The sequence below is a fragment of the Polyangiaceae bacterium genome (assembly GCA_016715885.1).
Taxonomy (GTDB): domain Bacteria; phylum Myxococcota_A; class Polyangia; order Polyangiales; family Polyangiaceae; genus Polyangium.
Window position 1 is genome coordinate 1,026,893 of record JADJXL010000025.1, and the last position, 20,190, is coordinate 1,047,082.

The 20,190-nt window shown below is 59.5% G+C and carries 10 protein-coding genes; 2 read left to right on the forward strand and 8 right to left on the reverse strand.

Features of this window, described 5'->3' with window-relative positions; genetic code table 11:
• Positions 1–7 precede the first annotated feature (7 nt).
• The 4 genes from treS to IPM54_39145 all read right to left on the reverse strand — a co-directional run bounded on the left by treS (position 8) and on the right by IPM54_39145 (position 6,683).
• Positions 8–3,355: a maltose alpha-D-glucosyltransferase gene (gene treS / locus IPM54_39130; GenBank protein MBK9265790.1), complete on the reverse strand. Its 3,348-nt coding sequence runs from the start codon at positions 3,353–3,355 to the stop codon at positions 8–10.
• A 346-nt stretch (positions 3,356–3,701) separates the two neighbouring features.
• Positions 3,702–4,259, reverse strand: coding sequence for an insulinase family protein (locus IPM54_39135; protein MBK9265791.1), 558 nt, complete (start codon positions 4,257–4,259; stop codon positions 3,702–3,704).
• The gene (locus IPM54_39140; GenBank protein MBK9265792.1) at positions 4,208–5,239 is read right to left on the reverse strand and encodes an insulinase family protein; all 1,032 of its coding nucleotides are present in this window, start codon (positions 5,237–5,239) and stop codon (positions 4,208–4,210) included. Before IPM54_39140 ends, IPM54_39135 begins: the two co-directional genes overlap by 52 nt.
• A gap of 7 nt (positions 5,240–5,246) precedes the next feature.
• Positions 5,247–6,683, reverse strand: coding sequence for an insulinase family protein (locus tag IPM54_39145; protein ID MBK9265793.1), 1,437 nt, complete (start codon positions 6,681–6,683; stop codon positions 5,247–5,249).
• Positions 6,684–6,781: 98 nt separating this feature from the next.
• Between IPM54_39145 and IPM54_39150 the strand changes: the two genes are divergently transcribed.
• Both IPM54_39150 and IPM54_39155 read left to right on the forward strand, forming a co-directional pair.
• Complete coding sequence (locus tag IPM54_39150; GenBank protein MBK9265794.1) at positions 6,782–8,473, forward strand: hypothetical protein; 1,692 nt, start codon at positions 6,782–6,784, stop codon at positions 8,471–8,473.
• A gap of 215 nt (positions 8,474–8,688) precedes the next feature.
• Positions 8,689–12,501 (forward strand): GAF domain-containing protein, encoded by a 3,813-nt coding sequence (locus IPM54_39155; GenBank protein MBK9265795.1) that lies wholly within the window; start codon positions 8,689–8,691, stop codon positions 12,499–12,501.
• Here IPM54_39155 and IPM54_39160 read toward each other — a convergent pair.
• The 4 genes from IPM54_39160 to IPM54_39175 form a co-directional block, all read right to left on the reverse strand.
• Positions 12,493–14,199: a response regulator gene (locus IPM54_39160; GenBank protein MBK9265796.1), complete on the reverse strand. Its 1,707-nt coding sequence runs from the start codon at positions 14,197–14,199 to the stop codon at positions 12,493–12,495. The genes IPM54_39155 and IPM54_39160 overlap by 9 nt on opposite strands.
• A 6-nt stretch (positions 14,200–14,205) precedes the next feature.
• On the reverse strand, positions 14,206–14,664 hold the full coding sequence (locus IPM54_39165; protein ID MBK9265797.1) for a response regulator: 459 nt from the start codon (positions 14,662–14,664) through the stop codon (positions 14,206–14,208).
• A gap of 13 nt (positions 14,665–14,677) precedes the next feature.
• Positions 14,678–16,312 (reverse strand): PAS domain-containing protein, encoded by a 1,635-nt coding sequence (locus IPM54_39170; protein MBK9265798.1) that lies wholly within the window; start codon positions 16,310–16,312, stop codon positions 14,678–14,680.
• Between the two features lie 212 nt (positions 16,313–16,524).
• A complete protein-coding gene (locus IPM54_39175; protein ID MBK9265799.1) occupies positions 16,525–20,073 on the reverse strand; it encodes a protein kinase in 3,549 nt (1,182 codons plus the stop codon).
• Positions 20,074–20,190 lie beyond the last annotated feature (117 nt).

The window sequence follows — 20,190 nt, forward strand, 5'->3', positions numbered from 1 at the left end:
TTTGGGCTTACTCGCGCGGCTGGGCCGATTCGAGCAGCGCTTCGAGGGCGAATTCGAAAAAATCCGATCGATGCCGCAATTCGTTCGAAACTTCGCGGAGGCACTTTTCCGCTGCGAAGAAGTCCAGAAGCAGCGCAATGTCCTCGCGTACCGCCGGAATGAACGATGCCGTTCCGACCTTGTTCAGGTACGTCTGAACGTACGCGGCGGATGCCAGTTTTACGAATGCATCCACCCAATTTTGGAGTATGGGTTCGTCTTCGGGACGCGTTCGGCCGCGGTGGAGTGCCGACCTTCCTGCGTAATGAAACGATCGGAGCATCCACGCGACATCACGCAATGGACAACGCTTGTAGCGTCGCTCGGATAGCGGTCGGGTCCGATCACCCTCGAAGTCGATGATGACGAAATCTTCGCCGGTCCAGAGCACTTGGCCGAGATGGAAGTCACCATGGCATCGAATTCGATCCACGACGATTTTGCGGCTCGTAATGGTACCCAAGCGTGTCGCGATTGCATCTTGCTGCTCGAGAATTGCGACTGCAATGGCTCGCTCGCGTTCGGTAAAACTGCCCATGCGTCGTCGCAAGGTGGCGGTCGTTCGCGCGAGATTGCTCTGCACGGATTGATAAAGGGATTGCTGGTGCATGGGCGTATAAGGCTCGGGAACGAAAGCGGGATCCTCGCGTTCGCTCGCAAGCGCCAAATGGACTTCGGCCGTGCACGCGGCCAACCGCTCCACACGCTCGTAATATGCCCCGATGAGCTCCAGAAGCTCCGCTTTGGCCTGTTCGTCGACGGGTTCGAGTGGCGAGCGCGGGAGCACGGGTGCCGAACGCGGCCGCACGCTATCGGAAACGACGCGATCAAAGAATCGGTCGAGGGCATCCAGGGTGAGTTGCCACGCGTCACCCCAATTCGGAACGTGTTGGTGGATGATGCCGATGATTGCGGCTTCGCGCCCTCGTGCACGGTATTCGAGAGTCCCGGCCATGCGCGAGATGCCAAGGCTCGTCGGAAATCGCATGAAATACCGACCCACTTCTTGTTCGGCGCTTTGTCCCTCTTCGATGAGCCGGAAGAACTTCGATACGAACTTGTCGCCGTGAACGAGCGCCGCATTGTGCTCGGTATCGAGTGGGCGGGCCGCGAGATCGACGACGTTCGGCGCGGACTTCAGCACTCTCGAAGTAACGCCGACGAGTTTTCCATGGTCGCTGACGAACGTTCTTTGGGCGGCGATTTTTTTGAGCAGGACCTCGGGAAAACCACTTTCGAGCAGCGCGTCGAATAGAATGCCCGTGACCCCTTCGGATTCATCGCCCTTGTCGAGGATCACCCGAGCAGCGATGCTGTCCGAATGGCGCTTGGCGAGGTCGTCCGCGCGCGCACCGGACGCGAAACCAACGGGAAAGAAGTACGTGTCGGCCGCGCCCTCGGCGTATTCGATCCGCAAGACGAGCGCCGCGTACGCATTTTCTCCACTCCAAACGGTAGGTAGACGCGTATCGGGAATTCGAAAGACGTCGACGATATTCACGGATTCTACGATGCGCGCTTTGCCCCGGAACCAACGTTGTTCCTTGACGTAATTCCCGAGAGCGCGCGCAATTTCGGGTTTTCGCTCGTCGATGAGCGATAGCCATGAACCGCGGGTGCGAAGCGTTTGTGGTTCACCTGCAATTTGCGCCATCGCGGCGGGGACTTCGAGGAGGAACCAGAAAAACCCGTGCGGCCCCATGGAAAGCACATAAGGCGCATCTCCAATGACGGGAAAGCGGGTTCGACCAAAGAGCTCGACCGGCGTGCGCCCGCGGAAACGCGTGAGATCGAGCTCGACGAATTGCGCGAACCGAGACAGATTGCCGATGACGAGGATCGTGGTGTCTTCGTATTGTCGCAAAAACGCAATGACGCGGCCGTTGTCGGGGTGCAAAAATTCAATGTCTCCGCGACCAAAAACGTTGAATTGTTTGCGGAGCGCGAGAATGCGCTTCATCCACCAAAGCAGTGACGACGTATTCGACTGCTGAGCTTCGACGTTGACCGATTGATAATGGTATTCTGCGTCGATGATGACGGGCAAATAGAGCTGCTGCGGTTTGGCACGAGAAAATCCAGCATTGGCATCGGCGCTCCATTGCATCGGCGTTCGTACGCCGTCACGATCGCCTAGATAAATATTGTCACCCATACCGATTTCGTCGCCATAATAGATGACCGGCGTGCCTGGCAATGATAAAAGCAGGGCGTTCATGAGCTCGATTTTGCTGCGTACTTTGAGCAGCGGTGCGAGCCTTCGGCGGATCCCGAGGTTGATACGGGCGATGCGATCCTGAGCATACGCGCGATACATGTAGTCACGATCTTCGTCGGTGACCATTTCGAGCGTGAGCTCGTCGTGGTTTCGCAGAAACGTGGCCCATTGACAGCTATCCATGAGCTTCGGGGTTTGCGCCATGATATTGACGATGGGAAAACTGTCCTCGAGCTCGACGGCCATGAACATACGGGGCATGAGCGGGAAGTGAAAATTCATGTGACATTCGTCACCTTGGCCGAAATACGCCGCCGCATCGATGGGCCATTGATTGGCTTCGGCCAAGAGCATACGGCCGCCCCATTTCGCATCGATGTGGGCGCGCAATTTTTTGAGAAATTCATGCGTTTCCGGGAGATTTTCGCAGTTCGTCCCTTCGCGCTCGAACAAATAGGGCACGGCGTCGAGACGCATTCCGTCGACCCCGAGCTCCATCCAGAAGTCGAGGACGCCGAGCACAGCCGCCTGGACATGCGCGCTGTCGAAATTCAAGTCCGGCTGATGCGAATAAAATCGGTGCCAATAATACGATTTTGCCACCGGATCCCACGCCCAATTCGACGTTTCAAAATCCTTGAAAATGATGCGTGCGTCCCGATAACGGTCTGGCGTGTCGCTCCAGACGTAGAAGTTTCGCCACATGCTCCCCGGTTTCGCTTGGCGCGATCGCTGGAACCACGAATGCTCGCTGGACGTGTGGTTGATGACGAGCTCGTTAATGACCCGCAAACCGCGCCGATGCGCTTCACGCATGAGCCTGCGAAAGTCGCGAAGCGTGCCGTACGCGGGATGAATGTTCGTGTATTCCGCGATGTCGTATCCACCGTCGCGCAATGGAGACGGGTAAAATGGAAGAATCCAAATGGCAGTTACGCCAAGATCCTGCAAATAATCCAAAGAATCGGTAAGTCCATTCAAATCACCGATTCCGTCGCCATTCGAATCTTTGAAGGCACGCAAATGCACTTCATAAATGATGGCGTCCTTGTACCAGGTGGGATCATCGCCCAGGGTGGTTTTACGCTTCACGCCCATGCCACCGTTCATTGGCAGTTGTTACGCGACCGGTCCGACGAGCGTCCTTGGGCCATGCGGTTGTTTGTCAAGGCTCTGCTCTTGGGCGACGGGCCTGGGCTTGGATGGTTGCTACTTCGGAGCCGGGCCTGGGCTTGGAGGGTTGCTATTTCGGAGCCGGGCCAAGAGTTGTGCGCTCGCTTCGCGCGCGTGGGACGCGCGCTTCGCGAGGTTTGTTTACGATGGGAGGGCCGAGGCTCGCCTCCCGGTGCTTTGGCTTGCGCCAAAGCACGGCGAGGCTCGGCCCCCCCATACCCCCCAAGGTCGAATTGGAGCCTCGTTACAAAACCTCGCCTGCGTCAGGCCTTCAGTGCTTGTTGGCTTTACGCGACGACGGCGGATTCTGCTCGACCAGATGTCGCACTTCTATCCCGCCAAGATCGAGCGCTTCCAATTCCTTTTGCACGACGGACGCATCGCCAACGATGATCACGCGCATCGCTTCGGCGCGCAAATATGTATTCGCAACGCGTCGCACGTCTTCGGCAGTCACTTTCGCCACGCGCGACTGACGCGTCGCAAATTCATCGAGCGGCAAACCCAGGACGGATAACGCTCCAAGCGTTTGCGCGGTCCCGTTGGCCGTCTCGAATCGAGCAGGTAGCTTGCGAATGAGGTTCGTCTTGGCATTCTCGAGCTCCACCGCCGGAGGCAACTCCTTGCGCAATCGTTCCATTTCGGCAAACATTTCCCGAATGGCCGGCGCCGTCGCGGGCGTCATGATCGCCCCGCTCGCCGTAAAGGGCCCAGCAACTCGACGCGTATCGAACCAGCTATATGCACCGTAGGTGTAGGCATTTTTTTCACGCAAGTTCATGTTGAGGCGGCTCGAAAATTGGCCACCCAAGAGCGTATTGAGCACCATGACCGCATCGAAATCCGGGTGCTTGCGCGATATGCCAACCAGCGCAAGCGACACGCTCGATTGCGAAGAGCCCGGCCGATCGATGAGCAATACGCGCTTTTCGTCTTTCCCGAGCGGCCGAGGATCGGGATACGCCTTTTTGGCAACGCCTTTCCTACCCAATTCCCCAAATGCTTTTCCACGAGCGCCACGGCCGACGCCCGGTCAATGTCTCCCGCAATGGCCACCGTCGCGTGCTCGGGCCGAAATGCAGCCTCGTGAAGACGCACCAAATCCGACGCCTTGATCGCTTTCGTCGATGCCTCGTCACCATTCAAAGGCGCATGGTACGGATGCCCGAGTGGATAAAGCTTCTCCTCGACGGCATTTTCCATCAATACATCGGGTACGTCCGTCTGCGCCGCCAACGTGGTCAGGCGTTTGGCTCGTTCACGTTCGAGCTCCACGCCATCGAAAGCCGGGTTTCGTACGACATCCACGAGAATCGCGAAAAGCTCGGGAAATCGTTCCCGAAGCGCTTGTCCACGCACGCCCATTCCGTCATGATTGGCCCACGCGCCGTATCGCGCTCCAATCGCAGCCAGATCGTCACTCAATGCAAGCGCCGAACGCGATTTCGTCCCCGTGAGCATCATCGTCGCCGTCATCGTGGCGACGCCTGGCAGCGTCTGCAGATCGAGACCTCGATCAACGACAATCTGCATGGCAACGATGGGCATGTCACGACGCTCGGCAACGAGTACGCGCAGTCCATTGGAGAGATGCGCTTCCTCGATTTTCGGCGGCACGAAGCGCACGTCCGCTTCGGGCTGCGGCGGCTCCTTGCGAAAGGAAGGATCTTCGACCATTGGTAATGCAGCGGAATTGTTCATGATTACCGGATCGGGCGGAGGAGCTTGTGGGGGAGGTACGACGATGGGTGCATTGCCACAACCCATTGCCAAAAGTCCGAAAATCGCCAAAACAATCGATCGATTCACCCGCATTTCATTGCCCCCTGGTCACGAGCCGCCCCGCGCGCGGCGCGCCCTCGGTCGGATGAACGTACGTGACGATCCGATTGTCTTTACGCAAATACGTTTGAATTGCCTTGGTCACGTCTGCGGCCGTAATACTTTCATATCGCCGCAAGTCTTTGTCGAAAAACCCTGGATCACCCGTGCGGCGATTGTACGTGTTCAACGTGTCCGCTCGTCCGGTGACTCTTTCGGCACCAAAGACGAGACCCGTGAGCGATCGCGTGCGCGCACGCGCCACTTCGTCCTCGGGCGGCAATGCAAAGCGCAATTTGTCGAGCTCCGAGTCCACGAGCCCCAGTGCCTCGTCCAAACTCCGGCCTTTCTGCAGCGTCACCGAAATCTCGAAGACGCTCGCCAGCTCGTATGATGCTTGATACGCAATGGCCGACTGGGCAATCTGCAAATCGTACACGAGCCGCTTGTAAAGGCGGCTCGATTTGCCCGACGACAAGATATCGGACGCAATGTCGAGGTCCGCATCGCCCGGAGCGTAATGAGGCGGCGTCACCCAACTGATCACGAGGCGCGGGAGGGTCACGTCCGCCTCGATATCGATGCGTTTTTGCGCGGTCAGCGGGGGCGGCGGCAAAGGACCTCGAATGACGCCGGGATCAGCGCCTCGGGGCAAACCACCGAAATATTTCGCAACGAGCTCCTTGGCCTTTGCTGGTTGGAAATCACCCGCGACGACCAGCGTGGCATTGTTGGGGACGTAGTATCGACGGAAAAATGAGCGCACGTCGTCGATTTTCGCTGCATCGAGATCCTCGGGCAAACCAATGACTGGACGATGATATGGGTGCCCAAGCGGAAAGAGCGTTTCATAAATGAACTGCGAGACAAACCCGTACGACGCATTCTCGACGCGCTGCCGACGCTCGTTCTTGACGACCTCGCGCTGCTCGGTGAACGTCTTTTCGTTGGCGTGATCGAGCAAATACCCCATGCGATCGCTCTCGAGCCAAAGCGCGAGCCCCAATTCGCCCGACGGTACGGTCTCGTAATAGTTCGTGCGGTCGAAGTTCGTCGAACCGTTCCGGTCGCTCGCTCCAGCGCGCTCGAGATAATAAAAAAACTTGTCTTCCCCGACGTTGCGCGAGCCCTGAAACATGACGTGTTCGAAAAGGTGCGCAAAGCCGCTTCGACCGGGGCCTTCGTCCTTGGCGCCGACGTGATACCAAATGTTGACGGCCACGACGGGCGTGCGGTGATCCTCGTGCAGGATCACCTCGAGCCCATTCGGCAAGGCGTATTTTTCGAAGGCAAGCGTCATGCGAGGACCGCTCGCGGGTGCAGCAGAAGCAGACGAAGCAACGGGCTGAGCCACAACCATGCTCCCGGGGGCAAGAGTGCAGGCGAATGCGAGGACCGCGGCGGCGGCGCTCGTCGGGCAGTTCGGTCGCATTGGACTGATTGTATCAAAATTCCATGGGAAAGCCGGGAACACTTGCAAGGACGATGTTGTCGCCGGAGGCCGACCAGCCTAAGCAAGGAACGAAACCCATGCGCAAGCTCCTGCCCGCTCTTTTTCTCGTCGCGATGACCGGCTGCACCACGAGTGCAGGGACGTCGACGGTCGGCCCCAAAACGCCAACGAACACCACGGAAAACGCCACCGCCGACAAGGGCGGGGAAACTTCCGGCGAAGCCAAGCAAGACACCGAAGGCAAGCAGGACAAACCCAGTCCTGCCAAACCGCTCTACCGAGAAGAGCAGCTCGCCGAACCTGCGCCGATGGACGTCACGGTCACGCCGCTGTCCGCCGCGCCGAAAGGTCTGATCGAAGCGCCGAAGACGTGCGCGGCTTTCGTGTCGCGCAAAGCGGCAAAAGCTCCCGCATGCACGACGCGTGACGAAGCGCTCGACGCGCTCGACAAGGCGTTTTCCGAAGCCGCCGCGGACAAACGCGATGCCCAGCTCGCGGGGCTCGAGAGCTGCGCTGGTTTGCCCGCCGGAATGGCGCGCGCCCTGCGCGCCGAAATGGCTCCGCTCGAATGCGGCGACGTGATCGTGCAGCCGCTCGTGGACAAACCGCCTGCAGGGATCGATGGGGCGATGTACGCGACGCTGCGCGGCCTCGCGACGGCCGCTCGATTGGCGCGAACCGGGAGCGCTCCGCCAAAGCTTGCGCGTCCGTTCGAACGCAAGCGTGTCGAAGAGTTCATTGCAGGTCCCATGAAAGAATGGATGACGGCGCAAGCGGTGGCGATCGACGCGCTGTCGAAAGAAGGCCTGAAACTGGCTTCGTACGCGCGAGGCATCGCCGCCATCGAAGCGGGCATGGGCGAGCTGCGCATCGTCGAAGCGGTGCGCGGAGCACCGGTTCCCGACGAGTTTGCCAAGGATCCGGAACGCGCAAACATTTATTACGCGCAGCTCGATCAAGTGCTCGATCCCCGCAAAGAACGCGGTCGTGATGCAACGCTCGTGGGCATGCGCGACTTGGCGCTCACGGGCGTGCTGCGCGACGCTCGCATCGATCGAGCACGCGCGCTGTTGTCGCGGCTGTATGGCGGACGCCGCATCGATGCGCTCGACGCGCTGCTCGTGCCGCCTTTGGCAAAGGCCGAACCGACCGACGTGCACGGGCGACTCGCGATGAAATTGCCAACGTTTTACGCGGGAGTGCTGCTGCCGCGGGACGGCGCGAAAAACCCGGTGGTTCTCCGGGCGCTGCTCGAACGTGGCGTTCCGGTCGGCCATCGCATCGCGCTGCGAGACGGCGAGCTGTCCGCCGACGTGCGGCGCCTGTACGCTCGCGGGCGGCTCGAGTTTGGCCGGACGCACTTGCGGGCGCTCGATTTCGATCAAGCCGCGGCTTTGCTCGCCGGCATTCCGGAAGGCGAACGCACAGGCGAAGACAAGTTTCTGAGCGCGCTCGTCGAAGCTTTGCGCAATGGTCCGGAGGACGCAGCGGTGATGGTGCGCAACGCGCCCGTCCCGATGTTGGGCATGGGCGACGTCAAAGCGCTCGATGCCGTTGCGGCGCAAAAAGGACCGCTCGCAGGGTTTGCCGCATTCGACGCAGCGCTCGTTCGACACATCACGGCCCCCATTGGCGCCGATGCTGCGTATTTCCGCGACGTTGCGGGGCGTTACCGGACGGCAGCAAGTCTGCTGACGGATCCCAATCACCGCAAGATCGCCGAAGATCGCGCGAAATCCGCAGACGCCACGGCCGCGGCCATTCGCTGAAACGGCGCCCAAAGCCCTCTCTTCCGGGTGATCGTCACGCCCGAAAAACACAGCAATTCCAAACACTTGATCAAGAAGGATCCCGGGGCGGTCGGCACCATTGACGCGCGTCCGAATCGTTGGATACCATACGCCAATTTAGATTTTCTGACCTGCTGACAGCGGAATGCCAACCGGCGGGACGGACGAAGCGAACTTAGCGCGAGGTAAAAGCAGTGGAATCGACGACATCTCAACGCACGGCAGCCGAGCAGGCGATGAGCGCCAAAGACGATGCGACGATTCACCTGCTCGACGCAGCAATGCAGCGCGCATGGGCAACGGCCGAACCGCTGCTCTTGCTCGTTCGCGCAGGAAAGCCGGAAGCCGAACGGCTCGCAGTCGAGCACTTGCGGTCCACAGCAGCGGAAACCGGCGCATGGGCGATGTCCGCCGAGGCAAACATCGTCGGTCTCGACCCGCCTTACGGGCCGCTCGCTCGAGCACTTGCAACGCATGCGCCCCGAATTGCCATCGAGCCTGGATCGCTCGGTAACTCCATTCGACATCGTTTGTCGCACTCGGCCGCTCCGATGGGACGGTTGCTCGGGCATTTTTGCCCCGATCTCGCTCCATTCGCGCCGGCGTCGAGTGATCCCGAACCACTCACGTTCGGCTTCGCAATGGATCGCTTGGAGACGCTGCTGGCTCGCGTATTTGCTGCGCTCGCGCCGCCCGAGCGACCGCTTGTTTTTTTTCTGCACGACGCGGATCGAGCCGATGCAGCCACCCTGCGGATACTGTCGCGAATCCTCGCGCACACGGAAACTCGACAATTGGTCGTCGTTGCGCTGGTGGATCCGGGAGACAAACCTCGAAATGATGCGGCCTGGAAGGCATTCAGTGCAGGGCGAAAGTATGTGGTCGAACGATTCGACATCGGCGTGACGCAAGACGCAAGCGGTGATGGCGAACCGACGTCGGGCACGCACACCACTCGGCTTCCTGCAGGCACTCGACGTGTGCTCGCGGCTGCAGCATGCAACGGACGAACCGCGGACGCGGGCGCGATCGCAACGGCGCTCGAAGCATCATCACGTGACGTCACGGAACTACTTCAACCTGCAATCGACGCGGGCATCGTCGCGCGACACGGATCGTCTTACGCCTTCGTCGATGCTCGCAGCGCTCGAGCTTGTCGGTATGCGATGGATGCGCAAACGCTCGGGCGGATGCATCTTTTGCTTGGCAAATCCTTCGCGTTCGAAACGAGTCGCAAGAGCGCTTCCGACGCTGGGTTTGTCGCAGCAGCACACCTTGGAATTGCGCTCGACGCCGAGGCTATTGAGGGTTGCGACGATGCCGAGCGGGTGCAACTTGCCGGCGTGCTCGTCGATGCGGCGGAGCGGGCCATGAGGATGGCTGCGCACGAAGTCGCGGATGGGTATCTCGATGACGCAGCTCGAGTGCTCGTGCCAAGCGGCGATGTGTGGTCTTCCGGTTGTGAGGATCTCGCGGCGCGAATCGATTTCGCGCGTTTGGAATGCGCATGTGCGATGGGCGATGGTGCGCGGGCGAAAGGCGTGTTCGAAGTGCTGGGGCATCGGGTGCCGAGCGCGCCGCAAATGCGGGCGGCGGAGCGCTGCCTGGTGGAGCTTGCTACGCGTTCGGGGCAGCATGAGGAGGCCATGGAGCTGGCCGCGCGCGCGCTCGCGCCGCTAGGTATTCACCTCGAGGCATCGCCGTCGCGCGAGGTGGCGGATCGAGCGTTCGAGGGCGTATGGGGGGCGCTAGGCGACCGTGCGATTGAAGAGATTGCGGATCTCGAGAGGATGACGGACAGGAATGCGCTCGATGCGACCGAGATGCTTTTCACGGTGCATCCCAGCGCGCAGGCGATTGGCGCGGGACCTGCGGACCTCGTTGCATGTCACCTGTCGCGGCTAGCGCTCGTTCACGGCAATGCCGATGCATCGAGCGTAGGTCATGCGGCACTTGGCGCGACGGTGATTGGCCGAAAAAAGGACCATCGCACGGGTTATCGTTTGGGCAAGGTGGCGCTCGACCTATGCAAACGACGCGGAGCGTATCGACACCACGCGGCGGTGAGCATGAAGTTTGCCGCAGCGATGTCGATATGGACGCATCCGCTTCAAACGAGCATCGAGCAATGCGCACGCACGTACGAGATCGCGCTCGCGTGCGGGGATGCGCGTGCTGGGTGCAGGCTCGCGGCAATGATTGCGTTTCTCACGCTGCTCGGGGGCACATCGCTTGACGAGGTATCAGACGAGGCATTGCGACGGAGGCGAGCGATACGGAGCCAAGGTTGCGATGACGAGGGAATGGGCGATCTGTGTGACGCCATCGAGCGATTCGTGGGGCAGCAAAAGGGCCGCCCGGCGCAGCGCAAAACGAATGGCTCGACGCGGGCGGGCAACATGCGTCTCGGCCATGTCGCGTGTCGGGTGGTCGATCTCGTATCGCTCGTGGTTGCCCAAGAATACGACGCAGCGCTCGCCGAAAGCGTGGAGATCGGCCCATCGATTGCCGACGTCGGCGTGCAAATTCTCGTTCCTGAATATCAATTTTGGTCGATGCTTGCTGCAACGTCGATTCGGTCGTCGGGTTTGCCCGAGGGGCTCGACGAGGCGATTGAAGATTTCGAGGGTTGGGCGGATCGATGTCCGCAGACGTTTCAGCACAAGCACGCGTTGCTTTTGGCGGAGCGGTGTCGGCTTCAGGGGCGCGACATGGACGCGATGCGCGCGTACGATCAAGCCATTACGGAGGCGCGGGAAAGCGGTTTTGCACATATCGAGGGTCTTGCTGCGGAAATGGCGACGCGATTTCATGCCGCACGCGACTTTTCTCTCATTGCAAGCGCCTATTTCCGCACGGCGCGGAATGCTTATGGTCGCTGGGGTGCGTCGTTCAAAACGATGCAACTCGATAGGCGTCATCCAAAGTTCAGCGGCACGACGGATACGTCCGCGAGCACGCCGCCGCCATCGTTACGCGGCTCGGCCGATATCGACGTTTTTACGGCCGTCAAGACGGCGCAATCGGTATCCAAAGAAATCGTCCTGCAGCGTTTGCTGGTGACGCTCATGCGCATCGTCATCGAGCATGGTGGAGCAGAGCGTTGCCACGTGCTGCTCGAACAAGAAGATGGCGCATTGAATCACGTTGGCAAAGCCTTTACGACGTCGAAGGGCGTGGAAATCGAAGTCCCAGGACCCACCGCAACGGCACTCGACGACATTCTTCCCGTCGCAATGATCGATTACGTGCAGCGTTCGCACGAATTGGTTTGCGTCGACGATGCGGCACTCGATCGAGCATGGGCGGAGGATCCTTACATTTCCGTCCATCGGCCTCGTTCGGTGGTGTGTTTTCCCATCATGAGGCAATCGACCATCGTGGGCATGCTTTATTTGGAAAACAATTCCGCGCGCGGCGTGTTTACACCAAGGCGCCTTGCGCTGCTCGAATTCTTGACCAATCAAGCATCCATTTCGCTCGACCACGCCAAGCTTTACGCCGACTTGGCGCGGGAAAATGCCGAACGCCGAAGGGCTGAACAGGTATTGCGCGACAAACTCAAGATCATCGAACGGCAAAAAGACGACATCCGAGCGCTCTCGACACCGCTGCTCGACGTGTCCGATGGCGTCGTGGCGATGCCCATTCTCGGAGAGCTCGACGAAGAACGCGCAAGCCGCGTCATGGACATCCTGCTCGAAACGATTACGAAACGATCCGTGCATTCGGCGATTCTCGACTTGACGGGCGTATCGAGCATTGGGAATGCGACGGCGGAGCAGCTCGGGCGCATCGTGCGAGCCGTGGAGCTCGTGGGAGCGCGCGCCATCGTTGCCGGCATTCGCGCCGACGTGGCACGAGCCATCGTGTCACTCGACGTTGGGCTCGGACGCATCGAAACACGCGCCAGCATGAAAGACGCCCTGCGCGTGCTCGTCAAAACGGCACCGGCGGCGGTCCCGAGCCGAAGCGCTGCGAAAAATCAATCTCGACCGCTACGGTAGCATGACGCTACGCTCGCTCGACATATCATTTTGCGTGAGCTGGAGCGGGATGGAGAATGAAAACGTGCTGCCGCGGCCACATACACTCTCGACCCGCACCTCGCCACCGTGCGCTTCGACAATGCCTTTGGCAATGAACAAACCCAGCCCCGTACCGCCCCCATCCTTGTGCCGTTTTCGCCAAAACCTGTCGAAGATGAGCGGCAAGTCCTCCTCGGCAATGCCCGGTCCCTGATCCGCGATCGAGACCCATAAATCCCGGCCCTGGCGCTCGATTCGGATCGTGACCTCCGTGCCTCGAGGGGCAAATCGAATGGCGTTTCCCAAAAAATTGGAAAACACTTGCAGGATTCGCTCCCGATCGCAACGCACCACGAGCGGCTGCCCCTCTGCGCGCACGATCGTGAGGAAAATCTGATGGCTGTCAACCAGCGGCTGCATCATTTCTTGGACGCAATCGAGTAGCGAATCCACCGGCTCGTTCGTATGATCGAGATACATCCGGCCGCCCTGGATCGTGGCCATATCGAGCAAGCTGCGCACGAGATGGGTCATGCGATCGACGCTGTTGAGAATGAATCGAAGCTGACGCAGCCGACGCCGCCCATTGTCGTCCTCCGCAGATTGATCATGCGAGAGCGCAAGAGCGCCCATCCGAATGGTATTGAGCGGGTTTCTGAGGTCGTGCGATACGACGGCGAGAAGCTGTTCGCGATCCCGAATCGCGTCCTGCGCCTCCTGAAAAAGGCGCGCGTTTTCAATAGCCACGACCGCACGACGGGCAAGCTCCTCGGCCAATGGCAAATCCTCGACGCAATAACTGCGCCCCGAGCCCATGTATGCGAGCGACATTGCACCGATCACTCGGTCGTTATGAAGAAGCGGCACGACGATGTACGAATTCGAGGCTATCGTGCGGAAAAATTCGAGCATCTCGGGCGATTTCGCGTGCTTCACGCGCCAGGCGTCGTCGACGAGCGGGACCACTTCGGGAAGGCCCGAACGCAGGACTCCCATCGTGCCAAACGTCGCATTTGGATCCAAAAATCGCGGACGTTCCTTGGCCAACCAGAGGGCGCGAGCTTCGTCGACGTCCGCAACCGCCACGCGTTGGATGCTACTGTCAGTTCCTACGAGGGTGATGGCACAATTGTCGGCAATGGCCGGTACGAGGTGATTCGCCAACTGGGGAAGGGTGACTTTCAGATCAAGAGAGCTCCCCAGCGTGCGACCCACATCGGCGAGCAGATTGACCGCCAACTGAGCTCTCTGCCGACCGGCACGCTCATGCGCCTCCTGAACGGCACGAATCACCGCAGCGGGCAACCGCTCGAGGCGATGCTTGAGCACATAATCGGTCGCTCCGCTTTTCAGCACGTCAATGGCAGTTTCTTCACCGACCGCACCTGAAACCAGGATGAATGGCACGTCCGGACAAACCTGTTTGGTCATGCGGAGCGCGGCAAGGCCATCGAAACCCACCAATGCGAAATCGGCCAACACCACATCGCACGCGCGTTTTTCGAGCGTCTTGCGGAGCGCGTCCAACGTGTCGACACGCGTCAGCTCGAATGCGCCAATACCATGGGAAAGTGACTCGGAAATGAGCTCGGCATCCAGCGTGCTGTCCTCGACCAAAAGGATCCGAGCCGGCTTTGCTCCGGGCGCTTCCCCAACCGTCGATGCGTGCAGCACCATGACACCTCACTCCGTCCCAGCAATGGATGCCATCGGCGGCGGTTGATTGATGACGGCCCAGAACAGGCCAATTTCCTTGATTGCCGTCACGAAATCCCCGAATTCGACCGGTTTGACCACGTACGCATTGGCTCCGAGGTCGTAGCTCCGGACGAGATCTTTTTCCTCCCTCGAGGAAGTCAACATGACGACGGGCACCGTCTTCAGCACCTCGTCTTTCTTGATGCGTTCGAGCACCTCGAGCCCGTCCACCTTCGGGAGCTTGACATCCAGCAACACGACGACGGGCTGACCACCGGCGCGCAGCCGGAAAATACCGCGACGATAAAGATAATCCAGCGCCTCTTCGCCATCTCGAACCACCACCACTTCATTGGCCAAGTGATGTTCGGTCAGGGCATCGAGCGTCAATTCGATGTCATTGACGCAATCTTCGACGAGAAGAATTCGTTTCAAACGGTCCATCCTAATCCTCGCGCTACGCCACGGGAAGTGTGAAATGAAAAGTCGCGCCACGATCGAGTTCCCCCTCGGCCCAGCATCGCCCGCCATGTCGGTAAACGACGCGCTGCACCAAGGCGAGCCCAATGCCGTTGCCTTCGAACTCCTCGGCGCTGTGGAGGCGTTGAAAGACACCAAAAAGCTTGTGCGCATACCGCATGTCGAAGCCGACACCATTGTCACGCACATAAAAGTGGTAATCGGATCCTTCTTCCGTACAGCCAATCTCGATGCGAGCGTCCTCCCTCTGCCGCGTATATTTCAATGCATTGGAAAGTAGGTTGCGCACCACGAGGCGCAACATCGCCGGATCTCCGGACACCTCGGGGAGCGGAGCAACCTGCCATTCGATGGTCCGTCCTTCGATGTCCGGGGAAAGCTCATGCTGCGCGTCGGCCACGAGCCGCTCGACGGATACCTTCGACGCCCGTAGCTCGGTGCGGCTCATTTTTGAAAAAGCGAGCAAATCATCAATGAGTTTGCCCGCAAGCTTGGCCGCGTCTTGAATGATGCGAACATACCGTTGCCCAGCCTCGTTCAGCTCGGGACCGGCTTTTCGCATGAGCATGTCGGCAAACCCGCCAATGTGCCGAATGGGGGCGCGTAGATCGTGCGAAACCGCGTGGGAAAACGATTCGAGCTCCCGATTGGCCTCTTGAAGCTGCGCCGTCCGCACCTCTACCCGATTCTCGAGGTCCTCGTTGAGCGCACGGACCTGCGCCGCAGCGTCCTGTGCGTCCCGGTAAAGCATGGCATTGTCGACCGCCTGTGCAGCCCGCCGACCAAGCTCCTCCGCCATGACCAAATACCGCTTGTCATAACGCCGGCCCGATTCGGCAAATACCAAGCTAATGGCGCCAAGGACCCGGTCTCGAGCTACCATGGGCACGCATATCAATGACTTCAAGCCCAGCGTGCGGATGATTTGCAGCGCTTCTTCGTCTTGCGAGACCGCAACCAGCATTTCGTCCGGAATTTCGGGCACCATTTCCGATTTGCGGGTACGTATGACCGCAGGCGCTCCGGCCGGACCATTGGGATCGATGGGATAACGCCGAGTCAGCTCCCAAGAGTATTGCACCTTCGATGGATCGATATGCTCGGTGGCCAGCTTCTGGATCGAACCATCCGCCGCGACCATGTCGACGCTGGCCCAGTCTGCCAAGCGCGGGACGGCAAGCCTGGCGATGCTGGCGAGGGTCGTTTGATAGTCGAGCGAGGCGCCGAGCACTTCGCTCGCCTCGGCAAGGTAAGTGAAAAGCTCCTCCGTCTCCCATGCGTCGGTGCTGTCGATGAAGATGGCGAGCGTGAGGTCTTCGACGAAGTTTGGAACCAGGCGGTAATCGAGAACGCGGCGATCTCGTGTGCGAGACAGCGAAACCCGCCCGTTCGTTTGATTGTCGTGTTCCATCCGCTGCCAGATGTCGACGAACAAATCACGAACAGCTGGCTCGAGCTCTTTGAACGAACGTCCAATGATGGTTTCTCGCGGTCCGAAGAGCCGTTCGGCTGTCGGATTGGCCTCGACGACAACACCGTCTGCATCGATGACGAGCTTGCCATCGAGCGCGTGCTCCCACATCGCTTTGAACATCGTCAGAGCGCGGTCCATCGAACATCTCCTGCCATACCGCTCAGAAACGTAACCGACTAGCCGCCAGGAATTCCCTAACGTAACGCGATATTTACGAAAATGTCAAGATTTCTCGCCTCGGAATAATGTTGTGATTGTTAGGTTTTCGTCACACGTGTATGGTTCGTAGTGACAATCCGTAGTTTTCTTGCATTCAAGCAATATTCGGACGCTGTGCGTCGCACATGTATCTACGGCAACGGAACGCTGCCTTCGCCGAGCTGATTGACGTCGATTTCATCCGATACTGAGGATGTAATCCAGGCGCGTAATGCGTCCGGCTCGCGCGGCAGGTCGTCCGACCAAATGCGGACTGCGCCATCGTCGCCGGCACTCACGACCCATTTGCCCCCAGGCTCGATTCCCACGGCGCGAACAGGGCCTTCGTGGACCCCCGCGACGCGACTTTCGCCAGCTTCGATATCGTAGAGCCGCACCGTGCTGTCGTCGCTGCCCGTCGCGAACATCATTCCGCCCCGCGCCAGTACGAGCGACGTGATGGGACCACGATGTCCACGAAACAGGTGCATGGTTTTACCGGATTGAACATCCCACAATCGAGCGGTGCTATCACCGCTGTAACTCAACATCGACGTGCCGTCGGGTAAGAAGGACAAACCACGCACCGTGAAACCACTTGCATCGAGCGTGCGGGGCTCCGATGCGCCTGGATCCCATATGCGCAAACGGTGATCGAAGGAGCCCGTCGCTATCCTGCTTCCGTCGGGGGAAAACGTTATCCAATCGACGGCGGATTCATGTCCCTGAAGATCGGTGGCTTTTCTGGATTCCAGGTCCCATACTTTCGCGCTCTTTTTGCCGCCGGCCGTCCCGAGCCTTCGGCCATCCGGGGAAAACTCGACATACAAAATGGGCGCATCGTGCGTGCCGACCTCTCGTACGTCGCCCGAATCGGTGTTCCACAGCCGCACCCGTCCTGTGAAATCCCCAATGGCAACGTTCGCTCCGTCGGGAGAAAATGCGATCTTGGGCGGCATCGGGCCTTCGAGTGAAATCGAGCGAATCTGATGTCCGGACGAATCCCATGTTCGAACCGTACCATCGATTCCCGAGGTAACGACGAGCTCGTCGTTCGGAGAAAACTTTGCACCATGCACGGCCCCGACGTGTCCTTCCAGCGAGATGGGCGGCTTTTCGCCGACCGTCGACCAAACTCGCACGACACCTTCGTTTCCGGCACTCACGATACGATCGCCACGGTTCGATACATTGACGGCAAGTACGCCCGCCGGGTGTCGTCCGAGCAAACGGCCTGCGTCCTGATTGAGCTGGAAAATGCGCACGGATCCATCACCACTCGCCGTGAACAAGCGGCTGCTGTCTTTCGAGAAAAGCGTCTGCACCACGCCATCTCGCATTCCAACGAACCGACGCCGCCGCCCCGTCGATAAATCGATGACGCGAACGGCCTTGTCGTAACCTCCCGCGGCCAAAACGCGACCATCCGGCGAAAAAACGAGCGTACGAACATTGGCTTCTTGCGCTGCCAAGGCGCGCGATGTGCCGGCTTCGATGTCCCACAAACGAAGCGAACCGTCGGTAGATCCTGCAGCGACGAAACGACCATCGGGGGAAAATGCGACGCGCGTGATGGGCTCGGTTTGTCCTTCGAGAAGTCGGAGTTTTTCGCCCGCGATGTCCCACAAGCGAACGATGGAATCTGCGCCCCCGGCGATGATGTACCGACCATCCGGGGAAAACCGCATGGGATAAACTCCACCAACTTGGACCATCAACGAATTCACCGACATGGCATCCAGCCGCTTCGGCTCGGAACCGTCTACTCCGACAAACCACACGGAACCATCGTGGCCCGCCGTGATGAAGTGTCGTTCGTCCGGCGCAATGACGGATTTCAATGCAACTTTCGGCCCCGATGCGAGAATTCGGTCCTTGCCCGTCGCAAGATCCCACACGCGCAGCGTACAATCGTCGCTTTGGCTGAACAGCAGTTTGTCGTCGCGTGAAAAAATCGTATAGATCACGCCAGCTTTGTGCCCTTCCAGCGTGGCCGTCGTTTGTCCTGTTGCAACATCCCACAGCCTAATCGTGCGGTCCTTGCCTCCCGTGGCAATTCGCTTCCCGTCCTTGGAAAAACCGGTCGACCAAACTTCGTCGGTATGCCCTTCGAGCAGCACCGACGAACCCGTCGCGATATCGAAAATACGGGACGTGCGGTCGTCGCTCACCGTGACGAGAAGTTTTTCGTCGGGCGAAAACGCCATCTGATTGATGACTTCCTTGTGTTTGCTGAACGTGGTCGAAACCCCGCGCGACCACGCATCTGCCGCAATGACGCGCGCCGCATTCCATTTGCGAAATGTCGGCGATAACGCTTTCAGCCATGCGAGCGCTGCATTCGGATCTCGCTCGACCGCCGCGCGCGCTTCGACGAGCGTCAATTCATCGGCTCTTTCAATCGCACGCTGCTCGGCAACGAGCGCCTTTTCACGCGCAGCTTCCGCGCGACTACGCTCGGCCTCCGCACGATCACGCTCCTCGACGATGCGCGACACGAAAAGCGCTCCGCTCATCACGAGCAGGCCGCACGCCACGGCTGCAACAGAAAATGCCGTCCGGTGCTTGCGAACGAAGCGGAGCGCCCTTTCACGTGACGAATAATGGTGCGCCCCGACGAGCTGCCCCGAAAGAAATCGCCTCAGATCTTCCGCAAACTCTTTCGCCGTCGGATAACGTGCCTCGCGATCACGATTCATGGCTTTTTCGATGATCGTGAGCAAGTCTTTGGGAATACCCGATTGCAGCGCCGTCAGAGCGGCCGGAGGCTGCTCGAGCACCCGCATGATCGTTTGCATGCCACTGTAGCCATCATACGGCTGTTTTCCCGATAAAACGTGATACAGAATCGCACCCAGAGCATACACGTCGGCGCGTTCGTCGACCGCATCTCCCGCAGCTTGTTCCGGCGGCATGTACGACGGCGTGCCCATGACGCTGCCCATCATCGTCAAAATATTGTCCTGTGCGGCAAAATTCGGATCCATGGGCCCAGCAGTTTCGGTTTCGGAGGGCAAACCCGTTTCGTTCAAGTCCTTCGCCAAACCCCAATCGATGAGCACCGTTTCACCGTGCGCTCCAACCAAAATATTGGCCGGCTTCAAATCTCGATGAATGATTCGTCTCTCGTGCGCATACGCGACCGCATCCGCAACCGCCAAAACGCGCGGCAACAGCGGCAAGCGTTCATCGAGCGCGCGGGTCTTTTCAATGATGTCGAGCAGAGGCTGCCCCGACACGAGTTTCATCGAGTAAAACGGCTCGCCCGATGGCCACCTTCCCGCTTCGTACACCGGAACGATGGATGGATGCTGCAAACGCGCCGTCACGAGCGCTTCGCGAACGAATCGATCCTCGTACGCCCCGCTTTCTTCGAGCAATACCTTTACGGCAACACGTCTGTCGAGTCGCTGGTCGCGCGCAGAAAGCACGCGTCCAATGCCTCCTTGCGCGACCTCGCCTTCGATACGATACGTTTCCTTTTCGACGACGGGCAAACGTGCAACGGTCCACCGCCCCGATCCCGGCGGCGACGTCGTCGATGCTGCTGGGTGTGTGTCATCCGGGGCAAGTGTCGGCATCAGCGAGATCTTCACCTCGCCATTGCCTATGCTCGGTGGCTTCAGCGTCGATGATTCACCGTTCTTATGGCTCGGTTCGCCCGAGCGCAACGTGACGTGGCGTGAACTGTCCGTGCTCATTGCAGCCCACCTTCTCGCCCGAAGCGAAACAGCCGTGGCCCGACAAAGGGCCCGAGTGAAACACATCCTAGCGTAAAACAAGAGCCGTGACGACGACAATTGACGGCCCGTCGGATC

Excerpts from the sequence above, each read along its gene's own strand:
- treS (MBK9265790.1), bottom strand. The coding sequence starts at position 3,355 with ATGGGCGTGAAGCGTAAAACCACCCTGGGCGATGATCCCACCTGGTAC.
- IPM54_39135 (MBK9265791.1), bottom strand. The coding sequence starts at position 4,259 with ATGGTGCTCAATACGCTCTTGGGTGGCCAATTTTCGAGCCGCCTCAAC.
- IPM54_39145 (MBK9265793.1), bottom strand. The coding sequence starts at position 6,683 with ATGCGACCGAACTGCCCGACGAGCGCCGCCGCCGCGGTCCTCGCATTC.
- IPM54_39150 (MBK9265794.1), top strand. The coding sequence starts at position 6,782 with ATGCGCAAGCTCCTGCCCGCTCTTTTTCTCGTCGCGATGACCGGCTGC.
- IPM54_39160 (MBK9265796.1), bottom strand. The coding sequence starts at position 14,199 with ATGGTGCTGCACGCATCGACGGTTGGGGAAGCGCCCGGAGCAAAGCCG.
- IPM54_39165 (MBK9265797.1), bottom strand. The coding sequence starts at position 14,664 with ATGGACCGTTTGAAACGAATTCTTCTCGTCGAAGATTGCGTCAATGAC.
- IPM54_39170 (MBK9265798.1), bottom strand. The coding sequence starts at position 16,312 with ATGGACCGCGCTCTGACGATGTTCAAAGCGATGTGGGAGCACGCGCTC.
- IPM54_39175 (MBK9265799.1), bottom strand. The coding sequence starts at position 20,073 with ATGAGCACGGACAGTTCACGCCACGTCACGTTGCGCTCGGGCGAACCG.